Genomic DNA, 15,929 nt, shown 5'->3' on the forward strand with positions numbered 1-15,929 from the left:
GATCCGATCATGTCCAAACGTCTTCCATTCGCACCGCTGGCGGCGGCCATCGGCCTCGGTTTCAGCCTGATCGCTGGCAGCCTGGTGACGCCGACGGTGGCCCACGCCGAAGGTGAAATCCGCATCGCCGAACAGTTCGGCATTGTCTATTTATTGCTCAATGTGGTGCGCGATCAGGGACTGATCGAGAAGTACGGCAAGCAGGAAGGCCTCGACATCAAGGTCGACTGGACTCAGTTGTCGGGCGGTGCGGCGGTCAACGATGCGCTGCTCTCCGGTTCCATCGACATTGCCGGCGCCGGCGTCGGGCCGCTGCTGACCATCTGGGATCGCACCCACGGCAAGCAGAACGTCAAGGCCGTGGCCTCGCTGGGCAACTTCCCGTACTACCTCGTCAGCAACAATCCCAAGGTCAAAACCATCGCCGATTTCACCGAGAAGGACCGCATCGCAGTGCCGGCGGTTGGTGTTTCCGTGCAGTCGCGCTTCCTGCAATACGCGGCCGCCAAGCAATGGGGCGACAAGGAATTCAATCGTCTCGACAAGTACACCATCGCCGTCCCGCACCCGGACGCCACCGCCGCGTTGATCGCCGGCGGCACCGAACTGACCGGGCATTTCTCCAACCCGCCGTTCCAGGATCAGGCGCTGGAAAATCCGAACGTGCACGTCGTACTCAATTCCTATGACGTGCTCGGCCCGAACTCGCCGACCGTGCTGTTCGCCACCGAGAAATTCCGCAACGAGAACCCGAAAACCTACAAGGCGTTCGTCGAAGCCCTGACCGAAGCCGCGCAATTTGCGCAGAACGACAAAGGTGCGGCGGCCGACACATACATCCGCGTGACCAAAGCCAAGATCGACCGCGCCGAGCTGCTGAAAATCATCGACAACCCGCAGTTCGAATTCAGCGTCACGCCGAAAAACACCTACCCGCTCGCCGAGTTCCTCTACCGCGTCGGCGCGATCAAGAACAAGCCTGAATCGTGGAAGGATTACTTCTTCCAGGACGCCAAACCGCTGCAAGGGAGCTGATCGAGATGAGCGCCCCTTTGCAAGGCCACGCGGCCAGCAACCCGATCGCCACGGCGCAGGCGCTGCTGGCGGTCGATCAGGTCAGCCTCGAATACCGCACGCCGCAGCGCGTCGTGCGTGCCACGCACCAGGTCAGTTTCGAAGTGGATCAACAGGATCGTTTTGTGCTGCTCGGTCCCTCCGGCTGCGGCAAGTCGACCTTGCTCAAAGCCGTCGCCGGGTTTATTGCGCCGTGCGAGGGCGAGATCCGTCTGCAAGGTCAGCGCGTCGACGCGCCGGGGCCGGACCGCATTGTGGTGTTTCAGGAGTTCGATCAACTGCCACCGTGGAAAACCGTCAAACAGAACGTGATGTTTCCGCTGCTGGCTTCGCGCACCTTGAAGAAAAAGGAAGCCGAGGAGCGTGCGCTGCACTATCTGGAAAAGGTCGGTCTGGCGGCGTTCGCCGATGCTTATCCGCACACCTTGTCCGGCGGCATGAAAGCGCGGGTGGCGATTGCCCGGGCGCTGGCGATGCAGCCGAAAATCCTGCTGATGGACGAGCCGTTCGCCGCGCTGGACGCTCTGACCCGGCGCAAGATGCAGGAGGAATTGCTGCTGCTCTGGGAGGAGGTGCGTTTCACCTTGCTGTTCGTCACCCACTCGATTGAAGAAGCGCTGGTGGTCGGCAATCGCATCCTGCTGCTGTCGCCGCATCCGGGGCGGGTGAGGGCGGAAGTGCACAGTCATCAATACGATCTGCACAGCCTCGGTGGCGTGGCGTTTCAGGAATCGGCGCGGCGTATTCACCGGTTGTTGTTCGATGAAGGGCAGTCGCCGGAAACCGAGCGCGAGCACGATTTTAACGACATTCGCATCGCTTATTGAGCCACCCGGAGGATTGCCCGATGAGCCATTCATCATCCGTACGTCAAGAATTCGAAAACGATCTGCAACCGCTGACCAGCGTGCCGGTGGAGCGCGAACTGCCGCTGGGCCAGCGCCTGTGGCAACAGGGTTGGCTGCGCAAAAGCGTGATCCTGATTCTGCTCGCCGTGCTCTGGGAAGTGGTCGCCCGGGTGCAGAACAACGACCTGCTGCTGCCGAGCTTTTTGCAGACCAGTCATGCGCTTTACGACGGTCTGCTCAGCGGCGAACTGCTGGGCAAGGTGTGGATTTCGCTGGTGGTGCTGCTCAAGGGTTACCTGATCGGCATCGTCCTGGCCTTCGCCCTGACCACGCTGGCGGTCTCGACCCAATTCGGCCGGGACTTGCTGAGTACGCTGACCTCGATGTTCAACCCGCTGCCGGCGATTGCGTTGTTGCCGCTGGCGTTGCTGTGGTTCGGCCTGGGTCAGAACAGCCTGATTTTCGTGCTGGTGCATTCGGTGCTGTGGGCATTGGCGCTGAACACGTATGCCGGGTTTCTCGGGGTCTCTGAAACCCTGCGCATGGCCGGGCGTAATTACGGTCTGAAGGGCATGCGCTTTGTGCTGTTCATCCTGATTCCGGCGGCGCTGCCGTCGATCCTCGCCGGGCTGAAAATCGGCTGGGCCTTCGCCTGGCGCACCCTGATCGCCGCCGAACTGGTGTTCGGTGCCACCAGCGGCAAGGGTGGTCTGGGCTGGTACATCTTCCAGAACCGCAACGAGCTGTATACCGACAAGGTGTTTGCCGGTCTGGCGGTGGTGATCCTCATCGGTCTGCTGGTGGAAAACCTGGTGTTCGACACGCTGGAGCGGGTGACGGTGAAACGCTGGGGTATGCAGCGCTGATTTTCTGATCTGCTAGCATTGCGTGCGAATCAATCCTGATCAGTCACGAGTGCTCAGCATGCAACTCCCGGACATGAACCTGTTGGTCGCCCTCGACGCCTTGCTCGACGAGGGCAGCGTGGTCGGCGCCGCGCGGCGGATGAACCTCAGCCCGGCGGCCATGAGCCGCACGCTGACACGGATCCGCGAAGCCATCGGCGATCCGATTCTGGTACGTGCCGGCCGGGGACTGGTGCCGACGCCCAAGGCGCTGGAGCTGCGCGAACAGGTGCGCGATGTGGTGGAGCAGGCGGCACTGCTGTTTCGTTCGGCGGATGCCGTGGAGCTGGGCACTCTGCGCCGGCGCTTCAGCATTCGCGCCAACGACTTTTTTGTCGGCGTGTACGGCGGCAAGCTGTTCGACACCCTGGATCAACTGGCACCGCACTGTGAGTTGCGCTTCGTCCCCGAGGGTGACGGCGACGATGAAGCCTTGCGCGAAGGGCGCATCGACCTGAGTGTCAGCAACACGCGTCCGGTGACCCCGGAAGTCAAAGTGCAGAACCTGTTTTCCACCCACTTCGTCGGCCTGGTACGCGAGGATCATCCACTGCTGGATGGCGAGATCACCGCCGAACGTTACGCCGGGTTTTCCCATATCAGCATGTCCCGCCGCGGCATCGCCCGCGGCCCCATCGACACCGCACTGAATGCACTGGGTCTGGAGCGGCGGGTGGCCGTAATCGCGCCGAGTTTCCACGCGGCAATGTTCGCCCTGCCGGACTCCGACCTGATCCTGCCGGTGCCCAAGGAAGCACTGCTCAGCGTGCGGCGACTGGGATTGAAGCTGCGCTCGTTCGACCTGCCGATCCCGCTGCCGACGCTGATGCTGACCCAGGCCTGGCACCCGCGATTCGACAAGGACCCGGCCCACCGCTGGCTGCGGGAAACCCTCAAGACCTGCTGCGACGAAACCTGGCTGGCGGCGCAGCCCTGACGATTGCGTCTGATGCACTTATAAACTGCCAAGAAGTCAATTTTCGTCAGCACTAAGCCCTACTACCATGCTCCGGTATTTTTCCCTCCGGAGTTTGCCTGCATGACATCCCTGACGGTCACGGCGCCGGTTGCTGCTGCCGCTCCGATGGCCGCCGCGCCACCGGTGTTCGGGGCGCGCATCATCATCGGTCTGGTCGGCGTGCTGCTGGCGGTGCTGGTGTCGGGTCTCAACGAGATGGTGACCAAGGTTGCCCTGGCCGACATTCGCGGCGCCCTGAGCATCGGTTACGACGAAGGCACCTGGCTGGTCGCGAGTTACACCGCGACCTCGGTGGCGGCCATGGCGTTTGCGCCGTGGTGTTCGGTGACCTTTTCCCTGCGCCGCTTCACCCTGTGCGCCATCGGCCTGTTCACCCTGCTCGGGGTGCTCTGTCCGTTCGCCCCGAACTACGAAAGCCTGCTGCTGATGCGCATCCTGCAAGGCCTGGCCGGCGGTGCGCTGCCGCCGATGCTGATGACTGTTGCGCTGCGGTTTCTGCCGCCCAACTTCAAGCTTTACGGCCTCGCCGGTTACGCCCTGACCGCCACGTTTGGCCCAGGCCTCGGAACACCGCTGGCCGGGTTGTGGACCGAATACGTCGGCTGGCAATGGACGTTCTGGCAAATCATCGTGCCGTGCCTGATCGCCATGGCGATGGTGGCTTACGGCATCCCTCAGGATCCGCTGCGCCTGGAGCGTCTCAAAACCTTCAACTGGAAAGGTCTGCTGCTGGGCTTTCCGGCGATCTGCATGCTGGTGATCGGTCTGTTGCAGGGCAATCGTCTGGACTGGTTCGAGTCGGACCTGATTTGCGCGTTGCTGGGTGCCGGTTCGCTGCTGCTAGTGGCGTTTCTGATCCATGAATGGTCGCAGCCGATTCCGTTTTTCAAGTTGCAGATGCTCGGCATCCGCAACCTGTCGTTCGCGTTGATGACCCTGGCCGGGGTGCTGGTGGTGTTGCTGGCGGTGGTGCTGATTCCATCGAGTTATCTGGCTCAGGTGCAGGGTTACCGGCCGGTGCAGACCGCGCCGATCATGCTGCTGGCGGCGTTGCCGCAACTGATCGCGCTGCCGCTGGTTGCGGCACTGTGCAATCTGCGTTGGGTCGATTGCCGCTGGGTGCTCGGGATCGGGTTGAGCATGCTGGTGCTGTCCTGCCTGGGCGGGTCGCAGCTGACGTCGGTGTGGATTCGCGACAATTTCTACGTTCTGCAATGGCTGCAGATTTTCGGTCAGCCGATGGCGGTGCTGCCGCTGCTGATGCTCTCCACCGGCAGCATCCAGCCCCAGGACGGGCCGTTCGCTTCGGCCTGGTTCAACACCGTGAAAGGCCTGGCGGCCGTGGTCGCCACCGGGGTCATCGAGGCGCTGACCACCGCGCGTCTGCATTTTCACTCGACCATGCTGGTCGATCGCCTCGGCAACTCGCCGCTGGCCGCAAGCAACGACCCTGGCCTCGCCCATCGCCTGCACGAACAGGCGGTGGTGCTGACTTCTTCGGATCTTTACCTGTGCATGGCTGGCGTCGCAGTGGCGCTGATCCTGCTGATTTTCTGGCTGCCGACGCGGATCTATCCGCCACGCGCACCGACCTGACTGGAACAGAAGGTTTTTTATGACGACTCAAGCAAAGCAAAAACTCGCGGTGGCCGTGGCGGCCGCGCTGGCGGTCGGTGTGCTGGTGTATCTGGCGATGCCGGGCCTGTTCGGCAAGCGCACTCAGCAGAACACCAACGACGCGTTCGTCTCCGCCGACTTCACCTTGGTAGTACCGCGTGTGGCAGGGTTCATCAAGGAAGTGCTGGTGGAAGACAACCAGCAGGTCAAGGCCGGGCAATTGCTGGCGCTGATCGATGATCGCGACCTGCGCGCCGCCGCCGAAGCCGCCGATGCGCACACCGTGGTTGCCCGGGCTCAATTGCAAAACGCCAAGGCTACGCTGGAGCGGCAGACCTCGGTGATCGCCCAGGCGCAGGCGTCGGTGGTCTCGGCCAAGGCTGAAATGGCCTTCGCCCAACAGGAATTGAACCGCTACAACCATCTGGCTGGCGTCGGTGCCGGCACCGTGCAGAACGCGCAACAGGCGCGCACCCGGATCGATCAGGCGACTGCGCGGCTGGACACCGCCACGGCAAAACTGGCTGCGGAGCGCAAACAGGTCGAGATTCTGACGGCGCAGCGCGATGCCGCCGAAGGCAGCCTGAAACAGGCGCAGGCGGCACTGGAAATCGCCAGTTTCGAGCTGTCCTACACGCGCATCACTGCGCCTCAGGACGGCATGATCGGCGAGCGTGCCGTGCGGGTCGGCGCCTATGTGACGCCGGGCAGCAAACTGCTGGCGGTGGTGCCTTTGAAGCAGGCCTATGTAGTCGCCAACTTTCAGGAAACCCAGCTCACCGATGTGCAACCCGGACAGGATGTTGTCGTTCGGGTCGACAGCCTCGGCGGCGAAGCCCTGAGCGGTCGCGTCGAAAGCATCGCCCCGGCCACCGGCGTGACCTTTGCCGCCGTCAAACCGGACAACGCCACCGGCAACTTCACCAAAGTCGTGCAACGGATTCCGGTGAAAATCCTGCTGGAACCGGGCCAGCCACTGGCCGAGCGCTTGCGGGTGGGCATGTCGGTGGAGGCGAGCATTGATACCAAAAGCTCGGCGACATCGGTGCGTGAGGTGACGCAGCGATGAAGCGCATTCAATCTCTGACGGTTGTCCTCAGTCTGTCAGCGTTGGCGGCCTGCACCGTCGGCCCGGACTTCCAGAAGCCCGAAGCCACGCAGATTGCCGAGTGGGCCAAACCCGGCAAATCCGCACCCAGCCAGGCCGTCAGCGAACCCCTGAACGAGCGCTGGTGGGAAGTCTTCCACGACGCGCAACTTTCCGCCCTGACCCAGCGCGCCGTGAGCAGCAACCTCGACCTGAAACTGGCCAGCAGCCGCCTGCAACAAAGCCGCGCCGCACGTCAGGTGATCACCGCTGATCGCTACCCGACAACCGCCGCCACCGGCAGTTATGCCCGCAAACGCAACAGCGGCGAAGGTTTGAACGACCCGTCCGGGCACAACGGCGATTCCGCCTTCAACCTGTGGGATGCCGGTTTCTCCGCCTCCTGGGAGCTGGACTTCTGGGGCCGTGTGCGCCGGGAAACCGAAGCGGCCGATGCCAACCTCGAAGTGGCGGAAAACGACCGTCGCGGTGTGTTGCTGGCGGTACTCGCGGACACTGCGCAGAACTACATCCAGTTGCGCGGCGTGCAGAACACCCGCGCCGTCACCGAGCAAAACCTCGATGTCGCGCGGCACAGCCTGAAACTCTCGCAACTGCGCCTCAACGACGGCGTGGCCACCGATCTCGACGTGGCCGAAGCGGCCGCGCAAGTGGCGGCCATCGAATCGCGACTGCCGGCGCTGGAGCAACGTCAGGCACAACTGATCAACGCCATCAGCCTGTTGATGGGCGAGCCGCCGCAGGCGTTGGCCAAAGCATTATCCACAGACGCGCCAGTGCCGCAGTCGCCGCCGCAAGTCGCCATCGGCCTGCCGTCACAACTGGCCGAGCGCCGCCCGGACATTCGCCAGGCCGAAGCCCGGTTGCATGCCGCCACCGCCAACATCGGCGTGGCCAAGGGCGATTTCTATCCGCGCATCACCCTGTCCGGCAACCTCGGCTCGCAGGCCATGCAACTTAGTGATTTCGGTTCATGGGGCTCGCGGGCCTTCGGCATCGGCCCGCAATTCAGCCTGCCGCTGTTCGACGGCGGCCGCCTGCGCGGCGTGCTGCAACTGCGCGAAGCCCAACAGCAGGAAGCGGCCATTGGTTATCAACAGACCGTGCTGCGCGCCTGGCACGAGATCGACGACCAGTTGACCGCCTACAACGCCAGCCAGCGCCGCCGCGACAGCCTCGCCGAAGCCGTGCGGCAGAACCAGATCGCCCTGCGCACCGCGCAACAGCAATACGTCGAAGGCGTGGCCGACTTCGTCAACGTCCTGACCGTACAAGGCGCACTGCTCGCGACCCAGGAGCAATGGGTGGAAAGCTCCACCGGCGTTTCACTGGCGATGGTCGGGTTGTACCGGGCGTTGGGTGGGGGATGGGAGTCGGTGTATCCGGTGGGGGAGATGGCGCAGCGTTGAGTGTATGAGCGCAAAAAATAAAAAAACCGGCCGAGGCCGGTTTCTTTACCCCAACTGCCAGCGAACTGAATCACTACGTACGGGGTTGAGTGCGGTGAGAGTAAGCAGCAAACGATAAATCGGCAATAACGGCCCTTTGGAAAGACGCGTAGGAAACTTCCCTAAAGTTTGTAAGCGACGAAAACGCCCACCTCGAGACGAATGATGGCCTTTCGCTTGACGCTAAACCCCGCTGTCGTAGACTCCGCTCATCCGTCAGGGAGTAACGGTTATGCGGCGTTTTCGTGGTTGGGTTGTCGGATTGACCTTTGTAACGTGTGCAGTTCAGGCGCAAACGCCTGTGCCAGACGATCCGCTGCAGGATAACGCTGGGGCCGCCAATGCCTCGGCCAGCAGCGAAGCACGGGGTGTGTTGCGGGCGCGGGATCAGGCGACGCTGGCCAGCGAGTTGTCCGGGCGGATCGTCGAGTTGCCGTTCAGCGAGGGCGAGTCGTTCAAGAAGGGCGATACCCTGGCGAAGTTCGACTGTTCGGCCTATCAGGCCCAGTTGAACGCCGCGCAAGCCGCAAGCCGTGGCGCCGGCGAAGAGTTGGCGCACAACCGGCAACTGGCGGCGCTCAATTCTGTCGGGCGTTTCGAAGTGGCCCGGGCCGAGGCCAAGGTCAGCGAGACCCAGGCGCAATCCCAGGTTTATCAAGTCCAGGTCAAACGCTGCAGCGTGGTCGCGCCGTTCGACGGGCAAGTGGTCGAGCGCAAGGTGCAACGCTACGAAAGCGTGTCGGCCGGGGCGCCGCTGCTCGATGTGGTCGACAACCGCACGCTGGAAATCCATTTGCTGGTGCCGTCGCGCTGGATGGCGAAACTCAAGCCCGGCCAGACCTTCAGTTTCGTTCCCGATGAAACCGGCCAGCCCATCGACGCTACGGTCAAACGCCTTGGCGCGCGGATCGATGAGGGCAGCCAGACGCTGTTGCTGGTCGCCACACTCCCTGAAGCCAAAGGCCTGCTCGCCGGCATGAGCGGCACCGCGCGTTTTCCGGAGCTCAAGTGAACGCCCCGGTGAGCGGCGGCGCCGAGCAGGTGTTCGCGCGGTTTCTCGATCTCGAACGGCATACCCGCGCCGCCCGCGATGCTTCGCAACTGGCCTACAGTCTGGTCAATGACGGGCAGCCGCTATTCGGTTATCGGCATGCGGCGCTATTGATCGCCGGCAAGGTGCAAGCCGTGACCGGTGTCAGTGCGGTAGAGCCGAATGCGCCGTTCGTGGCGTTCGTCGAGCAGGCGGTGGCGCAGCTGTTCAAGCAGGATGTGCTGAAGGTGGCGCGGGTGATCGCGCCGGAGATGGTCAGCGAGTCGATCCAGAGCGACTGGCGCAGTCTGTCGGCGCTGCAGGTGTTCTGGCTGCCGCTGATCGACCGCGAAGGTCAGGTGTTTGGCGGCTTGTGGCTGGCCCGTGATGTGCCGTGGAACCCTTCCGAACAAGTGCTGCTGTCGCAACTGGGCGACACCTACAGCCACGCCTGGCTGGCCTTGCAACCGCGCAAGCCGTGGCGGCTGCGCTGGACCCGCAAACGCCAAGTGGCGCTGGTCGCTGTGCTGCTGCTCGGTTTGTTGATTCCGGTGCGCCAGTCGGTGCTGGCCCCGGCCGAAGTGGTGCCTTTGGGTGGGCGTGTGGTGGCGGCGCCGCTGGACGGGGTGATCGCCGAGTTTTTGGTCAAACCCAATCAGAATGTGAAGACCGGCGATCTGCTGCTGCGCTTCGAAAGCACCACCCTCAAGGCCCAGGCCGATGTCGCCGAGCGTGCGCTCGGTGTGGCCGAAGCCGAACTCAAAGCCAATTCTCAACGTGCATTCGCCGACGCCGAATCCAGTTCACGGGTGGATCTGCTGGCCGCCCGCGTCGAGCAGAAACGCGCCGAACGGGACTACGCCCGGGAACTGCTCAACCGCAGCGAAGTGCGTGCCGAGCGCGACGGTATCGCGGTGTTCGCCGACGCCGAGCGCTGGACCGGCAAGCCGGTGCAGACCGGCGAACGATTGATGGAAATCGCCGACCCGAACCAGGCCGAACTGCGTATCGAACTGGCGGTGGGCGACGCGATTTCGCTGGAGCCGGGCGCCGACATTGCGTTGTTCCTCGACAGCGATCCGTTGCAACGCCACGTCGCCCGACTCGAGCGTTCGGCCTATGAAGCGCAACCCACCGCCGGCGGCCAACTGGCCTACCGGCTGGATGCGAATTTCACCGACGCGCCGCCACGTATCGGCCTGCGCGGCACAGCGAAGATCTTCGGTGATCGCGCGCCGCTGGCGCTGTATCTGCTGCGCCGCCCATTGGCCGGTTTGCGCCAGAGCGTGGGCCTGTAAATGAACCTGCCGAGCCTGCGTGCCGACCTGCAATTGTCGCCCGCGGCGCCGGCACTGGACGGCTCGCCACGCTGGACCCTGGCCGACCCGGTGCGCGGGCGCTATTTCAAACTCGGCACGGCGGCGATGCGCCTGTTGCGCCACTGGTCGCTGGGCGATCCGGAGCAGGTGCTGCGCGCTGCCAACCGCGAACCCGGTTTGCCGCTCGATGGTGTGGAGCTGGAGCAACTGCTGACGTTCCTGCGCGGGCATGACCTGATCAGCGCCCTCGACGATCAGCAACGCGCCAGCTATCAACTCAAGGCCCTCGCGCAACGCCAGAGCCTGTGGAAAATCCTGCTCCATCAATATCTGTTCTTTCGTATTCCACTGTGGCGCCCGGATGCGTTTCTCAATCGGGCGTGGCCGTGGTTGCAGCGCTTCGGACCAAGGATTTTGCGCTACGGCTTTCCGGCGACCCTGGGGCTCGGGGTGTTTCTGGTGTCGCGGGACTGGCAGCGCTTCGTCGGCACCTTCCCGCACCTGTTCAGCCTCGGCGGGGCGATTTCGTTCGGTGTGGCGCTGTTCTTCGCCAAGCTCTGCCACGAGTTCGGCCACGCGTTCATGGCCAAGCGCGCCGGGTGTCGGGTGCAGAGCATGGGCGTGGCGTTCATGGTCTTGCTGCCGATGTTCTACACCGACGTCAGCGATGCCTGGCGGGTCAACGACCGGCGTGCGCGGCTGCTGATCGGTGCCGGCGGGGTGCTGGCGGAATTGCTGCTGGCCTGCATCGCGTTGCTGGTCTGGTCACTGCTGCCGGACGGTCCGGCGCGCACGGCGGCGTTCATGCTCGCCAGTGCGACCTGGATCACCACGCTGGTGGTCAATCTCAATCCGTTCATGCGCTTTGATGGCTACTTTCTGCTCAGCGATTTGTGGGAGGTCGACAACCTTCAGGGCCGGGCCTTTGCGTTTTGTCGCTGGCGCCTGCGGGAATTCTTGTTCGGCTATGGCGCACCGGCGCCGGAGCCTTGGTCGCCGGCGATGCAGCGGCGTTTGCTGATCTGGGGGTATGGCTCGTGGTTATGGCGTGCGGCGTTGTTTTTCGGGATCGCGCTGGCGGTCTATCACCTGTTTTTCAAGGTGTTGGGGATCTTCCTGATGCTGGTGGAACTGGTGTGGTTCATCTTTCTGCCGATCATGAGTGAGTGGCGCCAGTGGTGGAGTCGCCGCGAACAGGCTCACGGCCCGCGCGTGCTGCTCAGCAGCCTGGCGGTACTCGGCCTGTTGCTGGTGCTGATCGTGCCGTGGCGCAGCGCCGTCGAACTGCCGACGATGCTCGAGGGCGGTCGGGCCAGTGCGTTGCATGCGCCGGTGGCGGCGCGGGTCAAAACGGTGAAGGTTGCGGACGGCCAGAAGGTTGCTCAGGGCGATGTGCTGATCGAACTGGAGTCGCCGGATCTCGACTCGCGGCAGGCCATCGTCCGCCGGGAAATCCAGATTCAACAATTGCTGATGCGCCGTCAGGCCGGCCGCAGCGAAACCGCCGCCGACGCCGGCATCGTCGAGCAACGCCTCGCCGAAGCCGTGGCGGAATACCGAGGCCTGTCCGCCCGCCGCGAACGCCTGCTGCTGCGGGCGCCCCATGCCGGCACTGTGCGCGACTTGTTGCCGAACCTGACGCCGGGCCGCTGGCTGTCGAGCAAGGATGCACTGGCGCGAGTGGTCGAGGACGGCTCGCGCCTGCGTGGTTATGTGGCCGAAGCTGAACTGTGGCGGGTCAAACCGGGGGCGACCGGGCGGTTTATCGCCGATGACCCGATGCATCCGGCGATCACCGTGAAACTCGATGAAATCGATACCAATGGCGTGGCCTATGTCGATCAGGAAGCGCTGACGTCCGATCACCACGGGCCGATTGCCGTGCGCCGCGATCAACAGCAACGGGCGGAAGCGGTGCAGGCGCAATACGGCGCGCGATTGACTACGCTGGATCAGCCACCGACGCCGGTACAGCCGTTACGCGGCGTGGTGGTGTTGCAGGGCAGCGGCGAATCGGTGCTCGGCGTGGCCTGGCGTCGGCTGGCGGCGCTGGGGGTCAGGGAAAGCGGTTTCTAGGGAGCATGAAGATGACGGAAAACCTGGCAGCGGACGGATTGGTGGTGCGGCCTTCGCGGGCGACTGACGGCCCTTTTCTGCAAAGCCTGTATCAATCGGCGCGGCCGGATCTGCAATGGGTCGACGGCGAGCAGGAACAGGTGCAGCAAATCGTTGCCCAGCAGTTTCAGGTGCAGGAGCAGGGCATGGGTGAAAACCATCCGAATGCCATGCACTACGTCGTGGAAAAACTCGGCACGGCCATTGGCGCGCTGAGCACCGATTTCGGCCCCAACGAAATCCGCGTGTTGTACATCGCCTTCATCCCTCAGGCCCGGGGCAAGGGGTACGGACGAACCGTGCTGCAAGGCGTACAAAAAGCCGCGCAGCAAGTGCGCTGCCCGGTGGCGACGGTGGTCTGGGCCAACAATCCCCATGCGCGCCAGCATTACCTGGCGCTGGGGTTTGCGGTGGAAGAGCGCAATCCGGCGGCGGAGCGTCTGGTGTGGTATCCACAGGGTTGAGTCAGATGATCGAGTTGATATCGAAGGTATGCGGCGCGCCGATCTTGTGGCCGTAGAGCGTCGCCAGCAGCGGGTCATCTTCGGCGGTGTCCGGCGCCATGGCGAGCTGTTCGGCTGCAGTGTTTTCCGGGTGCAGCTGCCAGCGCGGCAGGCTTTCGGCCAGTCGTTCCGGTTGTTCTGCCAGTTGCCCGTAAACGTCCTGGGTCGTGATGCGCCGATGGCGAAGGATTGCCAGGCGCTCACGTGTCACGCGGATTTTCTCGACTTCACAATTAAGCGCCTCAAGGGTGCCGGACTGAGTGCGCACGTAACTGTCCGGGCGTCCCGGCAGGTTGTTGCGCCGGGTGCGCAATTGGTGGGTGATGCGTTCCAGGGCCGACTCCACCACGGCAAACTCCCGTTCGGTGACCAGCGAACGGCTTGATTCCTGGGCCTCCTGCCAACGCCGCGACACCGCCCAGCACGCCGGAATGTACGCCCCGGTCATCGAGTGGTGCCCGGCGTCGAAAATCTGTTTGAGCAACGTCGGCCGATCCGGCAAACCGTGCCGCTGCCGGATCGCCACGTCGCAGGCGGCGTGCTGGGTGATGGTGTCGCAACCCGGCTCCCACAGGATCGAAGACACCTGCTGACGCCCGAACTCCACCGGCATGGCGTGCCGCAGGTTGCCGTGGTGGTCGTAGGCTTCCCCGGTCCAGTTGGTGATGCCGGCGACGAACACCGACAGCCCCACCGGCACATTGACGAACGTCAACGCCGCTCCGGTGCCGTAGATGTCGGCCTTGGTGTTCATCCAGCTGCCGGGCACGCTGGGCACCGGGTCGTTGTGATTGACCATGCGGTGATGCACGAGATCGGCTGCGCCCCTGACGAAATCCGCGTCGCCGGCGCGGGGGGCGCCGTAGGTGTAGAGCTGGATGTTGTAGCCCTCGGGCCGGCGGCGGAGCATTTCGGACAGCAGCAATGTGATCGCACCGCCGAGGCTGTGGCCGCAAATCAGGAGGGTTTGGCCGGTGTAGAATTTTTCGAGGTAGCTGACGGCGAAAGTCGCGGCTTTCCTGGCCGCTTCATAGAAACCCCGATGTACCTTGCCTTCACCTTCGGCAAATGGCACTTGCAAGGCATCGGCATCACGTAATCCATCGGCGATGATCTCTGCAGTGCCGCGAACGGCGATCAGGATCAGTTCGTCGTTGTGGGTGATGAAGGCTTGGGTGTCGGTGCTGTCTTTATTACCGATGTCGTCGAGGAAGTGGACGCTGGCCGGGTGTTCCGGATCCCGTTCAGGGCTGTGCCTGTTGACTGCATAGAGGTTCGGGTCAAACGGAATGATCTCTAGCCTTCTTGAGTAGGAAACATCCTCGTAGAGCGGGTAATAGAATTTGGTCTGAGCGTTGTCGACTTTCCACAGTTCCTCTCCCTTGGCCAGTGCATCGCCGAACCAGTTGCCGACGCTGGGTTGCAGCGGAAACTTAACGGATCTGGTTTCGGCGGAAGGGACTTTGGGTTCCTGGCCGAAAGGGCAGTAACTCAGGGTCGCCATCAATGCGAGCTGGTACAGGTTGAGTGCACAGAATGCCGGAGCTGTGGATAACATCGGCCGCAACGCGCGTAGCGGGCGCACTTCAAGAACGGTGTGACGTTGCGGCATCAGCGCTACGCCAAGTTTTCCGTGTTCGCGCATGATTGCAGCGCACCCGGAATCGAGGGGGTAATCGCGATAAACCTCGGGTGGCAGGTGCGAGGCATGCCTGACAAGATGACGGACTTCGACTTGAAAGTAGTCCGCACCGTCTGCAATTTTCGGGCGTTCGCGCCTGCGGGTGGCATTTGGGTTCAGGTACCGGGTTGCCTCGGCTCGGACCTGAAGTTCGGTGATTTTCAGGGGGTAATGTGGTCTGCTTTGCAAATATGAGTAGAGCTTTTCCTTTCCTTCGTACGCTTGATCAAACAGCAGCGAAATTGGCCCCGCAAAATGGTTGTCTACTCTGCCCTTGCCCGCAGCGTCCAAGCGGCCTGTGTGTTTATAGCCTTCCGAGTCGGTGGCGATATAAGCCAACCCGGCGTAGGGCTCGCCCGAGCAGAACTCGTCGATGAGTTGGAAACTTGTCCATATGCCACCCTCGGGACATTTCAGAATGCGGCTACTCAACGGAGATTGCAGATCCTTCTCCAGTACCTTCATGGCGAAACCTTCTTTTCCGTACATCCGGGATATATGGTGCATTGCTGCCCGTCTGGCATTTGAAAGCCGCTGAAATCCGTGTAGTTGCCGTAACAAAAAGCGTACTGATCCTCAAAATTGTCGCCCATACAGCGTTTCCAGCCGTTAGGGACTTTGACCCAGGTGTCCTTGATGGCCGGTCGCTCTTCCGCTGCCAAGGTGATCTTCATCCTCACGGTTTTGCCTGGCAGTTGATCAGGGTTAAAAGCCCCGAAGGTCTTGCCATAAGCACGTGCCCCCTGGGCATCGACTGTTCTGCAATCCAGGATTTTTCTTAGAATTCGCGGTTTGCCCGAAGTGCGGAACCACCACTCACACTGACCATGGAACGTGCTTTCACCGGCTTCGCTGAACACACCTTTGAACTGCTCCTCCAGATCATCACGGATGAAAACCATGGCTTCGTCACGGCTGAAGTCGCTCCAATCTTTGCCGTATGCCGAATTGATCTCCAGCTCGATTCGCCTCACGACCAACAGACACCCCTTAACCGTCTTGCGAATCGTGATCTCGGCATCCGGTTTGTAGTCCGTGCGCCACTTGCTGTTGAACACCGGGGCAAGGTTGTCGCGTCTGTCGAGGGTGCAGGTCTGGCCTTTCTCGGGTACGTAATAAACCGCCGCGACATAGGCAAATCCCGGTGGTAGATCGGCTGTGAATTTGAAGGTGTTGGGTGGCTCGCTCTTACAACCTGCGATGAAGAAGAGGCAGCAGCCCAAAGTTGCACCACGTCGCGCGAGTCTGTTTTTCAGGGAGGTCAGCGCGGGTGAGTACAGATCCTTTTCCAATGACGTCATG

The 15,929-nt window shown here is 62.6% G+C and carries 13 protein-coding genes; 11 read left to right on the forward strand and 2 right to left on the reverse strand.

Annotated elements, in window-relative coordinates; genetic code table 11:
* The first annotated feature begins 9 nt into the window (after window positions 1-9).
* The 11 genes from M5B98_RS22865 (at window position 10) to M5B98_RS22915 (ending at window position 12,907) form a co-directional block, all read left to right on the forward strand.
* Complete coding sequence (locus tag M5B98_RS22865) at window positions 10-1,035, forward strand: ABC transporter substrate-binding protein (protein ID WP_248744063.1); 1,026 nt, start codon at window positions 10-12, stop codon at window positions 1,033-1,035.
* Window positions 1,036-1,040: 5 nt separating this feature from the next.
* Complete coding sequence (locus M5B98_RS22870) at window positions 1,041-1,901, forward strand: ABC transporter ATP-binding protein (protein ID WP_248744064.1); 861 nt, start codon at window positions 1,041-1,043, stop codon at window positions 1,899-1,901.
* Window positions 1,902-1,921: 20 nt separating this feature from the next.
* Window positions 1,922-2,788, forward strand: a complete 867-nt coding sequence (locus tag M5B98_RS22875; RefSeq protein ID WP_085608535.1) for an ABC transporter permease — start codon at window positions 1,922-1,924, stop codon at window positions 2,786-2,788.
* Between the two features lie 58 nt (window positions 2,789-2,846).
* On the forward strand, window positions 2,847-3,764 hold the full coding sequence (locus M5B98_RS22880; protein ID WP_011331856.1) for a LysR family transcriptional regulator: 918 nt from the start codon (window positions 2,847-2,849) through the stop codon (window positions 3,762-3,764).
* A 102-nt stretch (window positions 3,765-3,866) separates the two neighbouring features.
* Window positions 3,867-5,402, forward strand: coding sequence for an MFS transporter (locus M5B98_RS22885; protein WP_248744065.1), 1,536 nt, complete (start codon window positions 3,867-3,869; stop codon window positions 5,400-5,402).
* A 19-nt stretch (window positions 5,403-5,421) separates the two neighbouring features.
* Complete coding sequence (locus tag M5B98_RS22890) at window positions 5,422-6,492, forward strand: HlyD family secretion protein (protein ID WP_085733425.1); 1,071 nt, start codon at window positions 5,422-5,424, stop codon at window positions 6,490-6,492.
* Window positions 6,489-7,940: an efflux transporter outer membrane subunit gene (locus M5B98_RS22895; protein ID WP_248744066.1), complete on the forward strand. Its 1,452-nt coding sequence runs from the start codon at window positions 6,489-6,491 to the stop codon at window positions 7,938-7,940. Before M5B98_RS22890 ends, M5B98_RS22895 begins: the two co-directional genes overlap by 4 nt.
* Before the next feature lie 271 nt (window positions 7,941-8,211).
* Complete coding sequence (locus M5B98_RS22900) at window positions 8,212-8,991, forward strand: efflux RND transporter periplasmic adaptor subunit (protein WP_085712616.1); 780 nt, start codon at window positions 8,212-8,214, stop codon at window positions 8,989-8,991.
* Window positions 8,988-10,307 carry an efflux RND transporter periplasmic adaptor subunit gene (locus M5B98_RS22905; RefSeq protein ID WP_248744067.1) on the forward strand — a complete coding sequence of 440 codons (1,320 nt, stop codon included), beginning with the start codon at window positions 8,988-8,990 and terminating at the stop codon, window positions 10,305-10,307. The genes M5B98_RS22900 and M5B98_RS22905 overlap by 4 nt, the downstream gene beginning before the upstream one ends.
* A complete protein-coding gene (locus M5B98_RS22910; RefSeq protein ID WP_248744068.1) occupies window positions 10,308-12,404 on the forward strand; it encodes a biotin/lipoyl-binding protein in 2,097 nt (698 codons plus the stop codon).
* Between the two features lie 11 nt (window positions 12,405-12,415).
* Window positions 12,416-12,907 (forward strand): GNAT family N-acetyltransferase, encoded by a 492-nt coding sequence (locus tag M5B98_RS22915; protein ID WP_412548552.1) that lies wholly within the window; start codon window positions 12,416-12,418, stop codon window positions 12,905-12,907.
* A 1-nt stretch (window position 12,908) separates the two neighbouring features.
* Here the strand turns inward: M5B98_RS22915 and M5B98_RS22920 are convergent, their stop codons facing one another.
* Together M5B98_RS22920 and M5B98_RS22925 are read right to left on the reverse strand one after the other, a co-directional pair.
* On the reverse strand, window positions 12,909-15,092 hold the full coding sequence (locus M5B98_RS22920; RefSeq protein ID WP_248744195.1) for a lipase family protein: 2,184 nt from the start codon (window positions 15,090-15,092) through the stop codon (window positions 12,909-12,911).
* Window positions 15,089-15,928 carry a hypothetical protein gene (locus tag M5B98_RS22925; RefSeq protein ID WP_248744070.1) on the reverse strand — a complete coding sequence of 280 codons (840 nt, stop codon included), beginning with the start codon at window positions 15,926-15,928 and terminating at the stop codon, window positions 15,089-15,091. Before M5B98_RS22925 ends, M5B98_RS22920 begins: the two co-directional genes overlap by 4 nt.
* Window position 15,929 lies beyond the last annotated feature (1 nt).

Source organism: Pseudomonas sp. MWU12-3088 (genome assembly GCF_023242405.1).
Taxonomy (GTDB): Bacteria; Pseudomonadota; Gammaproteobacteria; order Pseudomonadales; family Pseudomonadaceae; genus Aquipseudomonas; species Aquipseudomonas kribbensis.

What these genes read in the sequence shown, in the direction of transcription:
- M5B98_RS22865 (WP_248744063.1), top strand. Translation starts at nt 10, where the DNA reads ATGTCCAAACGTCTTCCATTCGCACCGCTGGCGGCGGCCATCGGCCTC.
- M5B98_RS22870 (WP_248744064.1), top strand. Translation starts at nt 1,041, where the DNA reads ATGAGCGCCCCTTTGCAAGGCCACGCGGCCAGCAACCCGATCGCCACG.
- M5B98_RS22875 (WP_085608535.1), top strand. Translation starts at nt 1,922, where the DNA reads ATGAGCCATTCATCATCCGTACGTCAAGAATTCGAAAACGATCTGCAA.
- M5B98_RS22880 (WP_011331856.1), top strand. Translation starts at nt 2,847, where the DNA reads ATGCAACTCCCGGACATGAACCTGTTGGTCGCCCTCGACGCCTTGCTC.
- M5B98_RS22885 (WP_248744065.1), top strand. Translation starts at nt 3,867, where the DNA reads ATGACATCCCTGACGGTCACGGCGCCGGTTGCTGCTGCCGCTCCGATG.
- M5B98_RS22890 (WP_085733425.1), top strand. Translation starts at nt 5,422, where the DNA reads ATGACGACTCAAGCAAAGCAAAAACTCGCGGTGGCCGTGGCGGCCGCG.
- M5B98_RS22895 (WP_248744066.1), top strand. Translation starts at nt 6,489, where the DNA reads ATGAAGCGCATTCAATCTCTGACGGTTGTCCTCAGTCTGTCAGCGTTG.
- M5B98_RS22900 (WP_085712616.1), top strand. Translation starts at nt 8,212, where the DNA reads ATGCGGCGTTTTCGTGGTTGGGTTGTCGGATTGACCTTTGTAACGTGT.
- M5B98_RS22910 (WP_248744068.1), top strand. Translation starts at nt 10,308, where the DNA reads ATGAACCTGCCGAGCCTGCGTGCCGACCTGCAATTGTCGCCCGCGGCG.
- M5B98_RS22915 (WP_412548552.1), top strand. Translation starts at nt 12,416, where the DNA reads ATGACGGAAAACCTGGCAGCGGACGGATTGGTGGTGCGGCCTTCGCGG.
- M5B98_RS22920 (WP_248744195.1), bottom strand. Translation starts at nt 15,092, where the DNA reads ATGAAGGTACTGGAGAAGGATCTGCAATCTCCGTTGAGTAGCCGCATT.
- M5B98_RS22925 (WP_248744070.1), bottom strand. Translation starts at nt 15,928, where the DNA reads ATGACGTCATTGGAAAAGGATCTGTACTCACCCGCGCTGACCTCCCTG.